General features: G+C 40.3%; 20 protein-coding genes and 1 other annotated feature. Of the genes, 13 read left to right on the top strand and 7 right to left on the bottom strand.

Going from position 1 to position 19023, the window contains the following annotated elements; translation table 11 throughout:
* Positions 1–98 precede the first annotated feature (98 nt).
* Genes IGI38_RS18740 through IGI38_RS18730 form a run of 3 tightly spaced genes read left to right on the top strand, consistent with a single transcriptional unit; the run spans position 99 to position 2442 of the window.
* The gene (locus IGI38_RS18740) at positions 99–1160 is read left to right on the top strand and encodes an ABC transporter permease (RefSeq protein ID WP_438733348.1); all 1062 of its coding nucleotides are present in this window, start codon (positions 99–101) and stop codon (positions 1158–1160) included.
* Positions 1161–1171: 11 nt separating this feature from the next.
* Positions 1172–1873, top strand: a complete 702-nt coding sequence (locus tag IGI38_RS18735) for an ABC transporter ATP-binding protein (protein ID WP_438733347.1) — start codon at positions 1172–1174, stop codon at positions 1871–1873.
* A 32-nt stretch (positions 1874–1905) separates the two neighbouring features.
* Entirely contained in the window at positions 1906–2442 is a 537-nt protein-coding gene (locus IGI38_RS18730; RefSeq protein WP_438733346.1) for a TetR/AcrR family transcriptional regulator, read from the top strand.
* Positions 2443–2482: 40 nt separating this feature from the next.
* Here the strand turns inward: IGI38_RS18730 and IGI38_RS18725 are convergent, their stop codons facing one another.
* The 6 genes from IGI38_RS18725 to IGI38_RS18700 form a co-directional block, all read right to left on the bottom strand.
* On the bottom strand, positions 2483–3136 hold the full coding sequence (locus IGI38_RS18725) for a hypothetical protein (protein ID WP_438733345.1): 654 nt from the start codon (positions 3134–3136) through the stop codon (positions 2483–2485).
* 260 nt (positions 3137–3396) lie between these two features.
* A complete protein-coding gene (gene dapD, locus IGI38_RS18720; protein ID WP_438733344.1) occupies positions 3397–4098 on the bottom strand; it encodes a 2,3,4,5-tetrahydropyridine-2,6-dicarboxylate N-acetyltransferase in 702 nt (233 codons plus the stop codon).
* A gap of 98 nt (positions 4099–4196) precedes the next feature.
* On the bottom strand, positions 4197–4952 hold the full coding sequence (gene dapB, locus IGI38_RS18715) for a 4-hydroxy-tetrahydrodipicolinate reductase (RefSeq protein WP_438733343.1): 756 nt from the start codon (positions 4950–4952) through the stop codon (positions 4197–4199).
* A complete protein-coding gene (gene dapA, locus IGI38_RS18710) occupies positions 4953–5843 on the bottom strand; it encodes a 4-hydroxy-tetrahydrodipicolinate synthase (RefSeq protein WP_438733342.1) in 891 nt (296 codons plus the stop codon).
* 135 nt (positions 5844–5978) lie between these two features.
* Positions 5979–6311 (bottom strand): DUF2568 domain-containing protein, encoded by a 333-nt coding sequence (locus IGI38_RS18705; RefSeq protein ID WP_438733340.1) that lies wholly within the window; start codon positions 6309–6311, stop codon positions 5979–5981.
* Between the two features lie 81 nt (positions 6312–6392).
* Positions 6393–7019 carry a hypothetical protein gene (locus IGI38_RS18700; protein WP_438733405.1) on the bottom strand — a complete coding sequence of 209 codons (627 nt, stop codon included), beginning with the start codon at positions 7017–7019 and terminating at the stop codon, positions 6393–6395.
* A gap of 424 nt (positions 7020–7443) precedes the next feature.
* On the opposite strand from IGI38_RS18700, the gene IGI38_RS18695 reads away from it, so the two are divergent.
* From IGI38_RS18695 to IGI38_RS18665, 7 genes are all read left to right on the top strand, one after another.
* Positions 7444–8586 (top strand): aminotransferase class V-fold PLP-dependent enzyme, encoded by a 1143-nt coding sequence (locus tag IGI38_RS18695; RefSeq protein WP_438733338.1) that lies wholly within the window; start codon positions 7444–7446, stop codon positions 8584–8586.
* 6 nt (positions 8587–8592) lie between these two features.
* Complete coding sequence (gene yedE, locus IGI38_RS18690) at positions 8593–9657, top strand: YedE family putative selenium transporter (protein WP_438733336.1); 1065 nt, start codon at positions 8593–8595, stop codon at positions 9655–9657.
* 21 nt (positions 9658–9678) lie between these two features.
* Entirely contained in the window at positions 9679–9912 is a 234-nt protein-coding gene (locus IGI38_RS18685; RefSeq protein WP_438733334.1) for a DUF3343 domain-containing protein, read from the top strand.
* A 145-nt stretch (positions 9913–10057) separates the two neighbouring features.
* On the top strand, positions 10058–10711 hold the full coding sequence (locus tag IGI38_RS18680) for a response regulator transcription factor (protein ID WP_438733332.1): 654 nt from the start codon (positions 10058–10060) through the stop codon (positions 10709–10711).
* Positions 10692–12050 (top strand): ATP-binding protein, encoded by a 1359-nt coding sequence (locus IGI38_RS18675; RefSeq protein ID WP_438733330.1) that lies wholly within the window; start codon positions 10692–10694, stop codon positions 12048–12050. The genes IGI38_RS18680 and IGI38_RS18675 overlap by 20 nt, the downstream gene beginning before the upstream one ends.
* Before the next feature lie 181 nt (positions 12051–12231).
* Complete coding sequence (locus tag IGI38_RS18670) at positions 12232–12399, top strand: hypothetical protein (RefSeq protein WP_438733328.1); 168 nt, start codon at positions 12232–12234, stop codon at positions 12397–12399.
* Positions 12400–12423: 24 nt separating this feature from the next.
* Positions 12424–13233 carry a metallophosphoesterase gene (locus tag IGI38_RS18665; protein ID WP_438733326.1) on the top strand — a complete coding sequence of 270 codons (810 nt, stop codon included), beginning with the start codon at positions 12424–12426 and terminating at the stop codon, positions 13231–13233.
* Between the two features lie 87 nt (positions 13234–13320).
* On the opposite strand, the gene IGI38_RS18660 is transcribed toward IGI38_RS18665, so the two are convergent.
* Positions 13321–14244, bottom strand: coding sequence for a LysR family transcriptional regulator (locus tag IGI38_RS18660; protein WP_438733324.1), 924 nt, complete (start codon positions 14242–14244; stop codon positions 13321–13323).
* Between the two features lie 134 nt (positions 14245–14378).
* Here IGI38_RS18660 and metE point away from each other — a divergent pair, with 134 nt between their 5' ends.
* From metE to IGI38_RS18645, 3 genes are all read left to right on the top strand, one after another.
* A complete protein-coding gene (metE, locus tag IGI38_RS18655; RefSeq protein ID WP_438733322.1) occupies positions 14379–16622 on the top strand; it encodes a 5-methyltetrahydropteroyltriglutamate--homocysteine S-methyltransferase in 2244 nt (747 codons plus the stop codon).
* A 3-nt stretch (positions 16623–16625) separates the two neighbouring features.
* Entirely contained in the window at positions 16626–17483 is an 858-nt protein-coding gene (gene metF / locus IGI38_RS18650) for a methylenetetrahydrofolate reductase [NAD(P)H] (RefSeq protein ID WP_438733320.1), read from the top strand.
* A 57-nt stretch (positions 17484–17540) separates the two neighbouring features.
* Positions 17541–17765, top strand: a binding site (T-box leader).
* Positions 17766–17822: 57 nt separating this feature from the next.
* A complete protein-coding gene (locus IGI38_RS18645) occupies positions 17823–19022 on the top strand; it encodes a MalY/PatB family protein (RefSeq protein WP_438733318.1) in 1200 nt (399 codons plus the stop codon).
* The last annotated feature ends 1 nt before the right edge of the window (position 19023 follow it).

Below are 19023 nucleotides of genomic sequence, written 5' to 3'. Positions count from 1 at the left end.
GTGTGTTTTTTACTGATCGTTTGATAAGCAGATTATTTTCCTTCAAAAAATAATCGTGTTAGGGTAAATTTATCAAGTGATAAGTGGAGGTCTTGTATATGTTTTTAGCGATAAATGAAATCAAACATTCTAAGCTGCGTTATACGTTGGTGATGGGTGTGATGTTTTTGATCGCCTATCTGGTGTTCTTTTTGACAGGTCTGGCCTATGGGCTGGCGCAGGATAATCGGACTGCGGTCGATAAATGGAACGCTGATACTATTCTTTTAACAGAAGAGGCGAACAATAATTTAAATATGTCGATGATTCCTTTGAAAACCTTTGACGAGGTGAAGGCGGATGAAAAAGCGTATCTTGCGCAAACAGCTGGTGTCATAAAAGGCGACAGCGGAGAAAAAATTGATGTCAGCTTTTTCGGGATCGATAAGGATCAATTTTTAGCTCCTAAGCTGACTAGCGGGAAAATGTTCTCTTCTGATGATGAAACAGTAGCGGATATTTCATTAAAAGATCAGTACAATTTAAAAATTGGTGAAACAGTTAAAATGGCTGGCAACGACAAAACGTTGAAAATCGTCGGGTTTACGGATAATGCAAAATTTAATGTAGCGCCTGTTCTTTATACAACGATTGGTGCGTATCAGGAAATCCGTTTTGAAACACAAGGAACGAATGAAAATACACGAATCAATGCAATCATTACACGTGGAAATGTTCAATCAGTACCAGATGATTTGGATAAAACCAGTATCAAGAGTTTTATCAATGATTTGCCGGGATATAGCGCGCAAGTATTAACCTTCGGATTTATGATCGGTTTCTTGATCGTGATCGCGGCAATCGTGATCGGTATATTTATTTACGTATTGACGATGCAGAAGGCTGAAATTTTTGGTGTGATGAAGGCTCAAGGAATATCCAGCCGCTACATTTCCAATTCAGTGATTGCTCAAACCTTTTTGCTTGCCACAGTAGGCGTGGTCATTGGATTAGCCGCTACGTTAGGAACAGCTCTGGTATTGCCGGATGCGGTACCGTTCCAAGTAAATATGCTGTTTTTTGGCGGTATCAGCATTTTGATGATTCTAGTCGCATTGATCGGCGCGTTCTTCTCAGTGCGAACCATCGTTAAGATCGATCCATTGAAAGCGATCGGATAGGGGGAAAAGACATGAGTGCAATTGAATTTAAACAAGTAGAAAAAACATTTAAAGATGGCGACTCAACGATTGAAGCGTTGAAGGAGACAAATTTTTCTGTAGAAAAAGGGGAATTTGTCGCGATCATCGGTCCTTCTGGTTCCGGAAAAAGTACCTTTCTGACAATCGCAGGCGGACTCCAGGCACCATCATCGGGAGAAGTACTAATCAATGATGAAGACTTCAGTGAAAAGAAAGAAAAAGAGCGGGCAAAATTACGCTTTAAAGAAATCGGCTTTATTTTACAGGCGTCCAATCTCGTTCCATTTTTAACCGTTAAAAAGCAGTTAAAGCTAGTCGACAAGGTCAGCAGAAATGATAACTCAGAAATGGCAAAAAAATTGTTTGAACAGCTGGGCATTGCCAGCCTAGAAAATAAATATCCTGAAGAACTTTCTGGCGGAGAACGGCAGCGTGTAGCTATCGCTCGAGCTTTGTATCACGATCCAACGATTATTTTAGCAGATGAACCTACTGCCAGCTTGGATTCCGAAAAGGCCTACGAAGTTGTTAAGATTTTGGCGAAGGAAACCAAAGAAAAAAATAAAGCGACGATCATGGTGACCCATGATACCCGTTTGGTGAAATTCTGTGACCGGATTCTAGAAATGAAGGACGGCGAACTAAAAGAAAAATCAGTTTCTGAGGACGAAAAACAATCAGTTAGCGTATAATGATGGTACCAAAGAAAAAATGAGGCGATTCGATGTATGAAGAGATTTTAGATGTTGCCGAAGAACTTTTTATGAAGCAAGGGTATAGTGACACATCTACTCGGCAAATCGCGAAGATTCTTGGAATTACGCAACCAAATATCTATTATCATTTTAAAAATAAAGAAACGATTTATTATCAAGTCATGCGGCGGTTATCAAATGAAGTCGGTAAGAATCTGACAGAGCTTTCCGCTAAAGCCACGAGCTTTGAAGAAAAGATCTTAGCGATGGCTTTCTATCTCCAGCAAAGACATCCATTCAGTTTGTTTATGATGATGCACGATATTCAGCACACGCTCAATCCTGAAACAGCCGAAAAAATGTTTACACTTTGGAGTGATTCCTACAAAAAGCCGTTTCTGGATGTTTTTGCCAATGAAAAGCAGATCAGGATCTCAGTGGATTCTGAATTTGCGGTTCGTCAATTATTTATTCTGATCTCGGCCTATCTTGACTCACCAGAAGAGAGGCGAAAAGAAAACTTGAAGCAATCCGTGCAACTTTTCTTCTATGGTGTATTGAATTAATCAAAAAAACCAACCATTTTTAGGAATGGTTGGTTTTTTATTACGCTAAGATTGACGCGATCATGTCTGGTAATTCTTTTTTCATCACACGTTTTGTTGCTAACGCATCCGTGTAAGTAATTGTTTGATCTGCTGCGATCGTCGCTAATAACTGACGGTCTTTTTTAGGCGGATTATAGAATACTTCGATTGATTTGTCCGCATCAGACCATTCCGCAGAATAGTTTGTTTTAGTTTTCAATGATTGATTCAAAGCTTCCGCTTGTTCAGCTGTCACACCAATAGTGACTGGTTCTTTGACAACATCAGCCAAAATATCTTGGGCAAGTTCAGCTGCTTTATCTGTGTCTTCATTCTCAGCTGCAGGTGTTGTCGATTTGAAACTTTCTGACCACAGATTATAGATGCTGTTGGTCAATTGGTTCAATGTGTCCGTATGGGGTTTTTGAATATGTGCATCGACTAGTTCTTTGAATGAGTGATCATGTTCCGCACTCTGGATATGACGCGTTTTACCGTCAGGCGTTTTTTCCTCAAGATGAATTTGGTGAGGAGTTGCCTTGTCAAAATAAATTTTTACGTCACTATGGACGTGATTCGCAAGCGTTTCTTCCACTTGAGCAAATGTTCTGCTGATTTGTTTGTTACGAATTTTGATTGATTTTTTAATACTTTTTAAATTCACGAGTATCATTCAGTCGCTTTCTTTTAAGAATTGTTCTAATCCGATTGTATTATAGCATACTTCGAAACAAATGCATTAGGAATAAGGTAAAAGATGTTATTTGATTCAAAAAAAAGAAAATTTTTGAATAGAATGACAGAAAATAGTCTCTTTACAAGCGACTTGGGCCTCTCAAGTAATGCCTTTCTGAAATCAGAGATGGCGGGTTGCAAGTAGAGCAATTAAAATAACCCTTATCAGCCTAAGGAAAAGGTGATAAGGGTTTAGAATTAACGCAGATCATCCAAGAATTCAGTTTTCCCGGGATCGATTTCGTCTTTCATCTTAATGATTTTAGCAGGAGTGCCTGCAACAACCGCTCCTTCAGGGACGTCCTTAGTAACGACTGCACCAGCTGCAACGACCGCATCTTTTCCAATATGAACACCTTCCAAAATAACGGCATTAGCACCAATTAAAACATTATCCTCAACAATAACCGGTGAGGCACTAGGCGGCTCAAGGACACCCGCCAACACGGCACCGGCGCCAATATGGGCGTGTTTTCCAACGGTTGCACGGGCACCTAGGATGGCTCCCATGTCGATCATTGTACTTTCACCGATTGAAGCACCAATATTGATGATCGCCCCCATCATGATGACTGCCTTATCACCAATTTCTACACGTTCACGAATAAAGGCACCTGGTTCAATTCGCGCGTTAACGGTGGAGATATCCAGCATAGGAATCGCCGAATTTCTGCGATCATTTTCAACATGTACTTCATTGATTTTTGCTTGTTGTTCATGTAACACTTCTTGTACGGCCTGACTTTCACCAATTAAGATCCAGGTCTTATCTTGTCCGAAAAACTGAACTTTTTCTTTGGAAAGACCTGTTAAGTCTCCTTGGACATACGCTTTAACAGGCGTCATTTTTTCAGCATTCTTGATATATTTTGCAATTTCATAAGGATCGGTTAAAGTCATTGAATCTGCTCCTATCTCGTAATAAAGTACTTATTTTCGCCACGTATATCATTCTACTAAAAAAGTAAGACATTAAAACTAACCAAAATTCAGGTAGTTTAACTCTCGTCTATCAATTTTTCCATATCGTATAGGCCTGTACTTTTATCACTTACATATTTTGCGGCTTTTACTGCGCCACTAGCAAAGATGTTACGTGATAAAGCCAAATGATTCAACTCAATCACCTCGTCAGGTCCAGCGTAGATCACCGTATGTTCTCCAGGAATGGTCCCGCCGCGAACTGCGTGGATACCTAACTCAGATAAAGGGTTCTCTAAATCATTGCCATGACGTCCGTAAATGTAGGTTTTCTTTTCTTCAACAGCATCATTTACGGCATCTGCCAAAAGAAGAGCCGTTCCGCTAGGGGAATCTTTTTTCTGATTATGGTGTTTTTCGACGATTTCGATATTGAATTCTTCTTCCAAGACAGGAGTGATCTCGCGAATCGCTTTGGCTAATAGATTGATTCCGAGAGACATGTTAGCAGAAAAGAATACAGCGGTTTGTTCGGCTGTTTTCACTATCTGTTCCTTCACGTCATCAGTCAAGCCTGTGGTAGCGATGACCACTGGAACCTTTTTTGCCGCGGAATATTCTAACACCGCCGGAACAGCGGAATAATGGGAAAAGTCAATGATTACATCAGCGGCTACTTGGCAATCAGTGATGGCTTGATAAGTCGGAAAGTCCGCTTCAAATTCTTCCCGATCAATTCCAGCAACTACTTGCATTTCAGGCTGCTGAGAAATCATTGTCTGCAGAACTTGCCCCATCCGGCCATTGGCGCCGCTTAAAATAATATCGATCATCTAATTAGCGACCTCCAAACCATAAGCCGTCATTTCTTTTTTCAAGCCTTCTACAGTTTCTGCTTTAGCAGCTGAAAGAGGGAGACGGAAGTTCGGTTCGATTTTTCCTAACAAGCTGACACCCGTTTTTACTGGAATTGGATTTACTTCACAGAAGATCGCATGGATCAAAGGTAACTGCGCCAATTGCAATTCTTTGGCTAATAGGAAATCGCCGTCTAATAATGCTTGGGTCAATTCGTGGGTTTGACGTGGAGCGATATTAGCTATCGTTGAGATTGAACCTTTGCCTCCAAAGGCCATGATTGGCAATACTTGATCATCATTGCCAGAATAGATCGTGAAATCATCAGGCATGATGCGAGCAATCTCAGCAATCTGCGATAAATCACCGCTAGCCTCTTTGATCGCTACTACGTTAGGAATTCCAGCTAATCGTTTTACCATTTGCGGAGCGATATTCATATTCGTTCGTGAAGCTACAGAGTATAAGATAATCGGTAATTTCACGCTTTGAGCGATTTTTTGATAATGTAAAAACAAGCCTTCGTCTGATGCTTTATTATAGTAAGGGGTCACGATCAATAGTGCATCAGCACCAACTTTTTCAGCACCGGTAGATAATTCGATGGCATGTTGGGTGTCGTTTACACCTGTTCCTGCGATAACGGGAATTCGACCATTGACCTTCTTGACGACTGCCTCGATTACAGCAATATGTTCGTCATTGGCCAGGGTAGAAGCCTCGCCGGTAGTTCCGCAAGCAATAATTGCATCGGTTCCTTCGCTGATTTGCCACTCAACAAGTTCCTCTAACTTCTTGTAATCAACGGCACCATCGGCTTTCATGGGTGTAACTAAAGCAACACCAGATCCTTCAAATATTCTCAAGGGAAACAACTCCTTCATCATTTTTTCAAAGCCTTTGTAAAAGGTCTTTAATAGTAGAATTATATCTCAATTATGAGTAGATGCCAACGTAAATCTCATGAAAATTTTAATCAAAAATTATCAAAAAAAGGACAGCTAATGTCCTTGTAGGTTTAATTGATACATCAGCCATAAATCGAGAGCGGCAATCAATAGATAAAATAGACCAGCTCTGCTGCCAAATAGAAAGAAGAAGCCAAACGTACCAACGGAATAAACGGCTAACTCTAGGAATAATTTCGACTGTCCAGTCAAAACAGTTGGAGATTTTGGTGCGCCGTACTTTGCCCAAACCAAGGTTACGATCACGGCCAACACCGCAAAAAGAATTCTTTGAGTCCACTGCTTTTTTATGAATAGACCGCTGAACAGACCAACAACAGTGGTCAACTCAAGCAAAAATCGAATTGCTAACACGATACTAGCCAAATAAACACCTCCATCTATACTATTTAGATCACACGGCTTATAACATACACACAATAAATTTTCTTATTTAACTAAAAATGACTAAAAAATAAAAGCAATCGCGATAAAAAGATATGTCCAGCGCAAATCCTTTTTACAAAGAAGAAAGAGAATCCCGGCCACGACCGAGAAGAAGATCGTATACAATCCCCCGCTGAATCCCTGTAACAGAAAATGAATCACTCCCCAAGTAATGGCTAGTAATAACCCGCCGCTGGGGAAATGGTCCGATAAGCCGAACTGCGCTTCAAAAAACTTTTGGCCAAAAGCGATCACTAACACGATTAAACTACATTCCGCTAAATAGTAAAGTGTTCTAAAAATGAATGCAGGCGAACTTTTTCCCAATTCACCATTGAATTCAACCACCGGTTTGAACCCGCCAAAACCTAACGTAGTGACGATAATCACAGCAACTATCAGCCCGATAATCGGGATAAGTTTTTTCTTATCAAGAGGCTGAGAAATACTGAAAACATCAAAATCAAAGCGTCTCTTTGCATAGTGAACCAAAAAGAATGAGACGCCTGACCACAGGACAGCGGTTAAAGCAGCATTCATAACTAGACTCAATCCATTTGTCAGCATACCCAATATCAATTCCAAACTAAACCCCGCAAAAGCATATAATGCCAACCATAAAAAATCTATCGGCAAAGTTTTTTTCATTTTTTCCAAAAGGATTCCTCCAAGGTCTTTTTCATTTAGTGTATCAACTAATAAAAATAAAATCACTAGAAATGTGAAAAGTATTGAAAACGAGTAGACAAATCACGTTGTAACGAATTGCACGAAATAAATTCCTAAGCTTTACGAATTGACGATAAATTATTACATATACCAATAGTAGAAATACTAGATTTCACCTTTACTTTATGAATGACTATCCGCTACACTAATATTGTGATTTATTGAACGATATTAATATGAAATGTTAGGGGGTGGGAATGATGCAGAATGGGAAAACTGCTTTTACTTGAATGTGAGGGAACTCATACTTAGAAGTTTCTAAGAAGCACTTTATGTTTTCTGTTCAATCTAGTCGTTCCCATGCTGAATGGGAGCTGTTTACGCTTAAGAGGAGAAATGAACAATGATCTATTTAGACAACTCCGCAACAACATTAAAAAAACCAGCAATTGTGATTCAAGCAGTCACCTCTGCGTTAAATCAATTAGGCAATTCCGGTCGAGGCGTACATGAGGATTCTTTGAAATCTTCTTCAGTGATTTTTCAAGCACGGCAATCGTTATGTCAACTATTCAATGGTGAACAAGCACGGCAAATTGTTTTTACAGCTGGCGCGACCGAGAGTTTGACTTTGGCGATTGAGGGACTGCATACCGGAACGGATCATGTGATTACCACCGCGCTTGAGCATAATTCTGTATTGCGGCCGCTGTATCGAATGAGAAAAGAAAAAGGATTAGACTTGACGATCCTTCCTGCGGATAAAAAAGGCCGAGTGAACTATGCTGATTTTGAAGCAGCAATTCAAGAGAATACGAAATCAATTGTCGTTACACATGCGTCCAATGTGACAGGGAATGTCGTTGATTTGAAAAAAATTAGCGCTGTTTGTCAAAAGCACGGGCTTTATTTGATTGTAGATGCTTCGCAATCTGCTGGGATTATACCCATTGATGTTCAAGCGTCAAAAATTGATCTTTTATGCTTTACTGGCCATAAAAGTCTCTATGGACCGCAAGGAACTGGCGGATTATATGTGCGCCCAGGTCTTACTTTGCGACCGTTGAAAGTTGGTGGAAGTGGGATTGACACCTTCAATCCGTACCATCCAACTGTTATGCCTACAGCCTTGGAGGCTGGGACAATGAATGGTCACGGGATTGCTGGGTTAGGGGCTGGTGTCGATTACCTGCTTGATCATACACTGGATCAATTGCGTCAGAAGACCAATGCACTCACCAAACTTTTTTATCAGGAGGTCTCAAAGATCGATGAGGTAATCACATATGGTGACTTTTCAAGCGATGATCGCTGTCCGATTGTGTCGGTGAACCTTGGACAAAGAGACTCTGCAGAGATTAGCGACTTATTGTCTTATGAGTTTGAGATCGCCACTCGGTCTGGCGGACACTGTGCACCGTTAATGCATGAAGCATTAGGAACGAAGGAACAGGGAGTTGTTCGATTTAGTTTTTCCTCCTTTACGACAGAGATTGAGATTTGGAAAGCGATTAAGGCTTTGCAAAAAATTAGTCAAAAGGGGTAATAATTAATGGCAAATAAGAAAATGTATTTATCAGTAGGGGTAGGTTTTGGCTTAGTAGCGATTTTACTGGCATATTTTGGGAATCCAGCAAATATGGCGATCTGTGTTGCTTGTTTTATTCGAGATATTGCAGGCGCGACGAAACTTCACAGCGCTCTGCCAGTTCAATATTTGCGACCAGAAATTATTGGGATCATTTTCGGTGCGATGCTGATGGCGATCCCTCGTAAAGAGTTCAAAGCAAGAAGCGGCTCCTCCACTGGAACAAGGTTTTTATTAGGATTTATGATGATGATCGGAGCTTTGGTATTTCTCGGTTGTCCTTTACGAATGGTTTTACGGATGAGCGGCGGGGACTTAAATGCGTATGTCGGATTGATCGGCTTCGTCGGTGGAGTATTTACTGGTAGTCTTTTCTTGAAACAAGGCTACACATTAGGAAAACCGCAGGATACAAAGGCAACTAGCGGATTTATGGTACCAGGATTCTTCTTAGCACTGTTTGTATTATTTTTAATTGTTCCCTCATTGTTTGTGATGAGTAAGGAAGGTCCCGGAAGTTTCCATGCACCAGTAATGATCTCGTTGATTGGCGGTTTGATCTTTGGTGGTTTAGCACAATTATCAGCGATTTGTTTTTCTGGGAGCATCCGCGACATCTTCTTGATGAAAAATTTTAATCGAATCACCGGCGTACTGACACTTTTTGTGGTTGTTTTGATTTATAATCTTGCTACTGGGAATTTCAACTTAAGCTTTGCAAATCAGCCGATCGCTCATACAGAGCATCTTTGGAATATTTTAGGTTTATACGTAGTTGGTTTTGCAGGTGTGTTGCTTAGTGGTTGTCCGCTAAGACAGTTAATTTTAACTGGTCAAGGCTCGTCTGATGCTGGTGTGACTGTGATCGGAATGCTTGTTGGCGCGGCTTTTGCTCATAACTTCGGACTAGCGTCTTCTGCGGAAGGAACGACTGATTTCGGTCGTATCGCCATCCTTCTATCCATCGCTTTACTTTTTATTATTGCAATTACGAATTTAAACAAAAAAACAGCGGCTTCCGCAAAATAGTTGACGAAGGAGAGATTGGTGTTGTCAAAAGAATGGCTCATTGTAACTTTCGAAACAGAGTATGATGCTTTACAATTTTCTAACCTGTGCAAACAAGGGAAAATAGAGGGGCGGTTATTACCGATCCCTCGTAAATTATCAGCAGGCTGCGGTATATCGTGGCGTTCGGAAACCAGCCTTGAACCAATCATTCAGGAATTGATTCGGCAGCATACAGATGATCTTTCCTGTGAAGTCGTAAAAATGGAACTTTAATAACTGAAGTGATCTGCTCTTAAGCGAGCTGGATCACTTTTTTTATTGCTAATTTATTCATAAGATTGATGGAGTTTCCCTTCAAAATGTTTGAAATCCGGAGTGCTTAAGGCTATTGTAATTTCTGATAACGAGAAGGGATTTAGTGAAATTGAAGATCTTATTAGGTGAAGATGAAGATAAAATGCGGGAATTACTGAAGAAATTCTTTGAAAAAGAAGGATATACCGTAGTGGAAGCTAGTGATGGCGAACTAGCGCTAGATTTTTTCTATGAGGAAACCTTTGACTTGGTTATTTTGGATTGGATGATGCCAAAAATGAACGGTTTGGAAGTAGCGAAAAGAATGAAACGCGAGCACAATATCAAAATTTTGATGCTAACGGCCAAGAACCTGCCAGAAGATGAAGTGGAGGCATTGTTGACAGGTGTGGATGATTATTTGGCGAAACCGTTCCACGCTCAAGTTCTTTTAACTCGGGTCGCCAAATTGTTGGGTGTGATTCATCAAGACATGCATCAGCCACTGGTTTTCCTTCCTAATGAGCGGCGTGTTTTACTTGAAGGAGCGCAGTTGAATTTGACCAATAGAGAGTATGACATGCTGTATTATCTTTATCAAAATCGCGGACTGCCGCTAACGCGCGAGCAGATACTTTTAGCCGTTTGGGGCTTAGATCACGAAAACGATGAGAGGACCGTTGACAGTTTTATTCGCATTTTGCGAGAAAAAGTGGGAAAAGAACGCATACAAACTGTTTATGGTATAGGGTATCGCCTTGAACTATCGAAAAAATAGTCTGACTCGTGTTTTTATTCAACGTGTTTCCATCATTTTTATCTTCGTTCTTTTGCTCGTAGCGATCTTTTATCGCTGGATTTTTCCAACATATTACTACTGGAAAATGGAACAGCCGGTTAAAGAAGCTCAAAAACTAATTCAAAACGGACAAAAGACTCAGCTCGCTACTGATTTGGTAGTCATCGCGGTGGACAATAAACTCTCTGCTTCAGAGGAAGAGCTTACTAGTGAAATGACTCTTCGCTTGAACAAAGAGGCCATTTCGCTCAACCGCTTTTGGGTAGATAAAACAACCCTTCAAGCTGCAAAAAAGGGGAAATCTGTTCAACGTCTCTATAACCAAAATCGGCAAAAAAATGATTTTTATACTGTTTTCTTTGTTAAGGGGGAGACTTTCTATTTAGTTGGTACCAGCATTCCGGACTTTCAGGCTGCAATTCAAACCCTATTTCCTATTTTGCTCGCAGCCACGATATTATTTTTAGTTTTGCTGTTCGCTTTGATTGTGCTGCTAGTGCGAAAACAGATCATTGAACCGATCAGTCGTCTAGAACAAGCCACCCGAAATATTTCCAAATTGAATTTTGGCGACTCTGACATTCAGGAAGAGAATGAGTTAGGCAATTTGAGTCAATCAATCAGTCAGATGAAACACTCGCTCCAGCAGCATGAAATGGATATGCTGGAACGCAATGATCAACTAAAGGCCTTTTCTTCAAATTTAGCTCATGAATTAAAAACCCCATTATCTGTTATGCAGCTGCTAGTCGATGGGGAACAGCTAGGTTTGGAGAATCCAAGCTTTTTTGAAGATATTGATCAGCAATTAGTCAATATGAATGATTTAGTAGCGAATCTCTTGTCCTACAGCCAGCAAATGAAAGATGCGATTCAGTTTGAAAAAGTAGCGATTAAAGCGTTAGTTGGAAAGGAAGCGGCACAGCAGGAACTTATTGATCCAGAGTTTCAAATGAAGCTTGAAGTAGAGGCATGTCTGCTCAACACAAACGAACAGCTAATGAGGATGGTGCTGTCGAACTTATTGACCAATGGTCTGAAATACAGTTTAGATAAGCAAATGAGAATTACCGGCAAACGGACCATTCAACACTATCAGCTGACTTTTGAGAACCAATCTATTGAGCTGTCTTGTAAGCAGCTTTCAAAGTTGACTGAACCGTTTGTAGTTGGCGAAGAATCACGGAACAGTCATCTATCGGGGACCGGTTTAGGTCTTTCGATTGTTGAAGAAACGCTCAAATTAATTGGCGGGGCATTGACGATTCAACAGAAAGACCATCGTTTCGTAGCGACTGTTATTCTCCCCATTGAGTAACACAGCCAATCAAAATAAAGTAAAGCAGAACGATCAAATGACTTTCGAAAGTTAAAGTTATTTGATCGTTCGCTTTCGTTTTCTAATGTTTTTTTCAAAAATACTTTAGAATTCGTCAATTTTCTCTTGCACAAGTTTTGCATAATTGTTTTATATTCTTTTTCTGCAAGGAGGGGAATTGATGACCAATCAAACAAAAAGAAAAGTGATTATTGGATTATTAGCCATCGCACTACTGGTGACAGGCGGAGCATTGGCGATGATGACAATAAAAGCAAAAAAAATAGCAATTGAGCCATTCGACAGCTCGTCATCAATAATCACTAACAATAGACTAAAAATTTATTAACAAACTAAAAGAAGGCAGGGAACGATGATCAAAAAAATCTTATTGGGAATAGTACTAGTATTATTGCTTATTCCACTCTATGCGTTTAAAATCGAACCCAATTTGGCGGTGGTTCATCGTATTCGTTTGGGAGACAAATCAAAACCGGAGGCATTAAACGTTCTTCAACTTTCAGACATTCAAGTTTCTGAAAGTTATACAACAAAACGCTTAGATCAAGTCATTCGTAAAGTCAATCAAGAAAATCCGGATATCATTGTGTTTACCGGTGATCTTTTCGACAATTACACTCAATACAATCATGAACAGGAAATTATTGAGAGGCTTGGTGAACTAAAGGCGACCATTGGAAAATATGCCGTTTGGGGCAATCACGATTATGGCGGCGGAGCAGCAAGAATCTATGAAAGAGTAATGAATGCCGCGAATTTCGAAGTGTTGAAAAATGCAGGCGAAACGATTTCTTTAGCGAATGGGAAAAAGGTGTTTATTGGCGGGTTGGACGATTCCTTGTTAGGCGCTCCATCAATCGAAGAAACCTTGAGCTATCGGCAAAGATATGACTACTCTGTTTTACTGACTCATGAGCCGGATGTAGCAGATGGATTTATCGGAACCAATACACAATTAGTTTTAGCGGGACATAGTCACGGCGGTCAAATTCGTTTGCCCTTTTACGAAGTGAAAAATGTTCTAGCAAAAAAATATACTCGCGGTCTTTATGAACTTAGCGACCACACGAAGTTATACGTCAATACAGGTTTAGGCACGACGTCCATTCATGCTCGACTGGGTGTTCCGCCAGAAATCTCTGTTTTTCAACTGCATTTTTAAGCAGTCTGAGGAAAATAATTTGATACTCCTAAAAAAACGTACTGAATTTCTCTTTGTCCGATGAGAAATACCAGTACGTTTTCTTATTCACTGAATAATTTCAAAGCCGTATCCGCGAATGTGCTCTTTTAATAATTCCAAATACTTCTGAGCCAAAGGGCTGAGCTCTAATTGTTGTTGTTTGATCCAGCCTAATGTGATCACATCATCGTATTCTAAAGGAATCGCTACGATTTTATCATCATTCAATTCGCTGCTGATGATTCCAGAGCTGATCGTGTAGCCGTCTAGTCCGACCATAAGATTAAAAATCGTCGCACGATCACTGACCTTGATGTTCTTTTTACGATCCCAAGTACTAAGAATTTCTTCAGAAAAGTAAAATGAATTCGTTTCACCTTGTTCGTAGGAAAGATACGGATAGTCCACAAGATCGGACAATTTTAACGATTTTTTCGCGACTAAGGGATTATTGCGGCTGACAAAGACATGCGGTTTTGCATCAAACAACGGTGTGAATGTCAGTCCTTTTTCTTTGAACAGCTTGGTCATGACTTGCCGATTAAAGGCGTTCAAGTATAAAATCCCCAATTCACTTTTGAAGCTGGCTAGATCATCAAAAATATTCTCAGTTTCTGTTTCTCGTAAAGTGAAATTGTACTCATCAGCATTGACTGTCCGCAGTAATTCGACAAAAGCATGAACCACAAAGGCATAATGCTGCGCTGAAACTGAAAAGTTCTGTTTACGCAGCGGTTCGTTTTTAAATTTTTCCTCCAGCAGATTGACCTGATCCAGGATTTGGCGGCAGTAAATCAAAAATTCACGGCCTTCAGAGGTTGGAATGATCCCTTGCTTATTTCGAACCAGTAGCTGCACATTCATTTCGCTTTCCAGTTCTTTTAGGGCATTTGATAAGCTCGGTTGGGTTAAGAACAGGGCTTTTGCCGCTTCGTTGATCGATCCTTTTTCGACAATTTTTTCAAAATAAATCAGTTGTTGCAAGCGCATCGTTTCACCTCTTTTTTATAGAGTATAGCGAAGGTTATAGTTATTGGCTATAACTAGTTATTACTTTTTTCAGTTATTCAAGTAAAAAGAAGCGTGCTATTGTGTACCGTAATACAACTGGAGGAGGAAAAGATATGAAGACAGCAATTATCGGATTTCCAAGAATTGGCGAAAATAGAGAATTAAAATTTGCGACAGAAAAATATTTTAAAGGCGAGTTGACGATTGAGGAGCTAGAGGCTTTCGCGAAAGAGTTAAGACAAAAGCATTGGGAGTTGGTGCAAGAAAGCGGCATCGAGGGGATTCCCAGCAATGATTTTTCCTTTTACGACACAACCTTAGATACAGCCTGCCTATTGAATATCGTTCCGCAGGAATTAGCGACGATGAGTTTAACAGAAAACGAAAAATATTTTGCCTTGGCCCGCGGTTATCAAGGGGAAAAAGGGGATGTCAAAGCGCGACCGATGAAAAAATGGTTCAACACAAATTATCATTACATCGTGCCAAAATTTGAAAAGGAAACCATTATTTCTGTTAACGGTGATAAGATCTTCAAGGAATACCACGAAGCAAAAACTCTAGGAATTGAAACACGCCCAGTGCTTATTGGCCCGTTTACACTGCTGCAGCTCAGCGAATTCGAACAGGGAACAGATCGTAAAAAAATCACCGCCGATTTGATCATCGCCTATAAAGAGATTCTTGAAAAATTGGAGAATTCAGGCGCCGAATGGATACAATTAGACGAACCAAGCTTAGTGAAGGATCTAACAACAGAAGAATTAGCTGAATTCCAAGGGATTTATGAATTATTACTGACTGATCAAAACATAAACGTTTTGCTGCAAACCTATTTTGGCGATATTCGTGATGCCTATGAAACAGTTCTCTCACTGCCTTTTGCCGGAGTGGGATTGGATTTTGTCGAAGGTCGCAAAACAGCAGAATTAGTCAAACAAGGTTTTCCGCAAGACAAAGTATTGTTTGCCGGTGTTGTTAACGGAAAAAATATTTGGCGGAACAACTACCAGCAAACGATTGAGCTTCTTAAGCAATTCAAACAAGAAAAGCTGGTGTTAACAACATCGTGCTCTCTTTTACACGTACCATTTACTACCGCGAACGAAACTTTTCCATCAGATATCAAACAGCATTTCGCTTTTGCAAAGGAAAAGTTAGTCGAGCTCGTAGATCTGGCAGCCATTTTTGCTGGAACAACGGATGCTATCTCGATAAATCAAGCGTTGTTTGCTGAAAGCCGCTTTACAGAAAATCTGACAGTCCAGAGAAAAATCAACGCGTTAACTGAGAGTGATTGCACGCGAGAACCTACTTTTGAACAACGAGAAATCCTGCAGAAAGCAGCTTTTGATTACCCAGTGCTGCCGACGACCACCATCGGTTCCTTCCCGCAAACAAGAGAAGTAAAAGTGACACGAGCAAAACACAAACGGCGGGAAATCAGTGAGGAAGCCTACGATCAATTTATTGCCCAGCAAATCAATGAATGGCTGGAGTGGCAGGAGAAGATTGGTTTGGATGTGCTAGTCCATGGGGAATTCGAGCGAAACGACATGGTGGAATATTTTGGGCAGAATTTATCCGGCTATTTATTCAGCAAGAATGGCTGGGTCCAATCATATGGGACTCGTGGTGTGAAACCACCGATCATTTGGGGGGATGTCGCTCGTGAAAAGCCAATCACGGTAAAATGGTCGACCTATGCGCAACAACAAACAGATAAAATCGTGAAGGGGATGCTGACAGGCCCTGTTACTATTTTGAATTGGTCATTTCCACGTGAGGATATCAGTTTAAAAGATTCTACTTTACAAATCGCTTTGGCAATCCAAGAAGAGGTATTGGATTTAGAAAAGAACGGAATTCGAGTAATCCAAATTGATGAAGCCGCGCTACGAGAAAAATTGCCCCTTAGAAAAACCGACTGGTACTCTGAATATCTAGATTGGTCTATTCCGGCTTTCCGTTTGGTTCACAGCAAAGTACAAGCTACAACCCAAATTCATACACATATGTGCTATAGCGAGTTCACCGACATTATTCCAGCGATTGATCAAATGGACGCCGATGTGATCTCCTTCGAAGCCTCTCGTTCAAATCTGGCAATATTAGATGAGTTGAAGCAGAAAAATTTCCGAACAGCTGTCGGCCCTGGAGTGTATGACATACATTCACCGCGGGTTCCATCAGTTAACGAGATCAAGCAAACGATCAGTAAGATTTTAGCAAAAGTCCCTTTAGAAAAAGTTTGGATCAATCCCGATTGTGGTTTGAAAACGCGAGGAATTCCTGAGACAACCGCAAGTTTGACCAACATGACAGACGCGGTGAAGCAAGTCAGAAAGGAATTGTAGCCTATGTCCAGTACATTATCCTTTGAAGTTTTTCCGCCAAACACACAGATTGGCTCTGAAAAACTTTTTAAAACCTTGAAGGAACTGCAACAGCTGCAGCCTGATTTTATCAGTGTCACCTGCAGCAATAATCGGCAATCGATCGAAGAAACGACACTAAAAGTGGCCGATTATATTCATAAAGAACTAAATGTTCCAACGATCGCTCACTTGCCAGCAACTTACTTGAGTCGAGAACAGTTAGCTGATCTAGTAAGACAATTAGATAAAATCGGAATTGATCAAATCCTCGCTTTGCGAGGAGATATCCTTCCAGATCTGCCGCCTAAAAAAGAGTTTGTCTATGCCAGCGATCTGATTGAATATGTCAAAAAAGAAGCCCCACATTTTCATGTTAGTGGAGCTTGTTACCCTGAAACACATCCGGAATCAAGAAATCGAATAGAAGATATCAAAAATTTAAAACATAAAGTTGCTGTTGGTTGCGAACAGTTGATCACCCAACTTTTTTTTGACAACGAGTTATTTTACCAATTTCAAGAATCCTGCTATTTAGCAGACATTAAAGTTCCGATTTTAGCTGGAATCATGCCGATTATTAATCGCAATCAAGCACTGCGTTTGATTAAAACCACCAATACTAAGCTGCCGCGAAAATTTCTGGCGATCTTAGAAAAATACGAACATGATCCAATCGCCCTTAGAGAGGCGGGATTAGCGTATGCCATTGACCAAATCGTGGATTTGACAACACAGGATGTTTCCGGAATTCATCTTTATACAATGAACAATGCTGAGGTGGCCAAGCATATCTGCCACAATACAAAGAATGTATTGAATGGCGAAATCAAAGCGGGATAATTCCCACTTATCATTTGACATTGATGGCATAATGATTATAATTAGATTAATTTAAATAATAGAACGTTGAAGAGAAGAGTAATTGACGCTGCATGATACAGAGACCTCGGCTGGTGAGAAAGAGGACATCGCAAACTCAATGAAGATGAGCTCTGAGTTTTCTAATGGGTTAACGCTCGTTAGACGGCAGTGACCGTTACCTCACCGAGTTTCATTTGGAACTGTCGAGGTATTATTTCTAATACGAATTTGGGTGGTAACACGGTCTGATCCGTCCCTTTGTCGAATGACAAAGGGGCTTTTTTTGTTTTAACTGAAATGAATTGAAGGAGTGAGCAGATGAAATCAGCAGAATTTATTCAAAATTATTATCGAAAAAGGAAAGGGAGCTATTCTTTAAAATGGGATGCCCTGCAAGAACGCTATGGCGATAAATATTTATTGCCGCTTTGGGTAGCGGACATGGATTTTTCTGGACCTGAAGCTGTTCAAACAACAGTTACTGAAAGAATCGCTCATGGTGTCTTCGGGTATTCATTAACTCCTAAAAATTATTTTTCTACGTATCAAAACTGGCAAAATCGCCATGAACGGACCAAGTTTCAGGAAGAATGGCTGCATTTTACCTCGGGAGTGGTTCAAGGAATCTATGATTTGATTCATTGCTTTACAAACGAAGGGGATCAAATCATTATTCAGCCGCCAGTCTACTATCCTTTTTTCGATGTGGTGAAGAATCAGAATCGTCAATTGATTACTTCTGAACTGATTGAAACCACCACAGGGTATCAAATGGATATTAAAAACTTTGAGCAGCAGTTGATGGAAAATGATATCAAATTGTTTATCCTTTGTTCGCCGCATAATCCAGTTGGTCGAGTCTGGAAAAGTAAGGAACTGCTGGAAGTTCTGGCTCTATGTCAAAGGTACGATGTGTTGGTGATTTCAGATGAAATTCATTCTGATTTGATTTTACCGGGAAATACGTTTGTCTCGGCCATAACGATCGCTGCCGAATTGAACTTTTTGGATCATTTGATCGTATGCAATGCACCATCCAAAAGTTTTAACTTGGCCTCCTTACTGAATGCGCATATTTGGCTGCCAAATGAGGAATTACGAAAAAAATATCAAAGCTGGGAAAACAAGCACCATCATACAGGAAATAGTTTGATCGGACAAATAGCCGCTCAAGCAGCCTATGAAACTGGCGATGAGTGGTTAGAAGGATTACTTGGCGTTGTGGCAGAAAATAATCAATTGCTAAAACAGCAATTGATTCAGCACATTCCTCAAATTAGAATCAGTGAGCTTCAAGGAACCTATTTAGCTTGGCTCGATTTAAGAGAGTGGCTTCCCAGTTTAGATACGAAACATTTTATTCAAGACGAAGCAGGACTAGCTATCGACTATGGAGAGTGGTTCTCGCCTGAAAATAAGGGATTCATTCGGATCAATTTGGCAACAAGGCCTGAAAATATTCAAACAGCGATAAATCAGTTACTGGAACTGGACCATAAAATCAAAGGAGGAAATTAGC

The organism is Enterococcus sp. AZ128, from assembly GCF_051714485.1.
Lineage (GTDB): Bacteria > Bacillota > Bacilli > Lactobacillales > Enterococcaceae > Enterococcus_A.
Note: the sequence above shows the minus strand (reverse complement) of the source record. Positions and strands in the feature narration are given on the sequence as shown.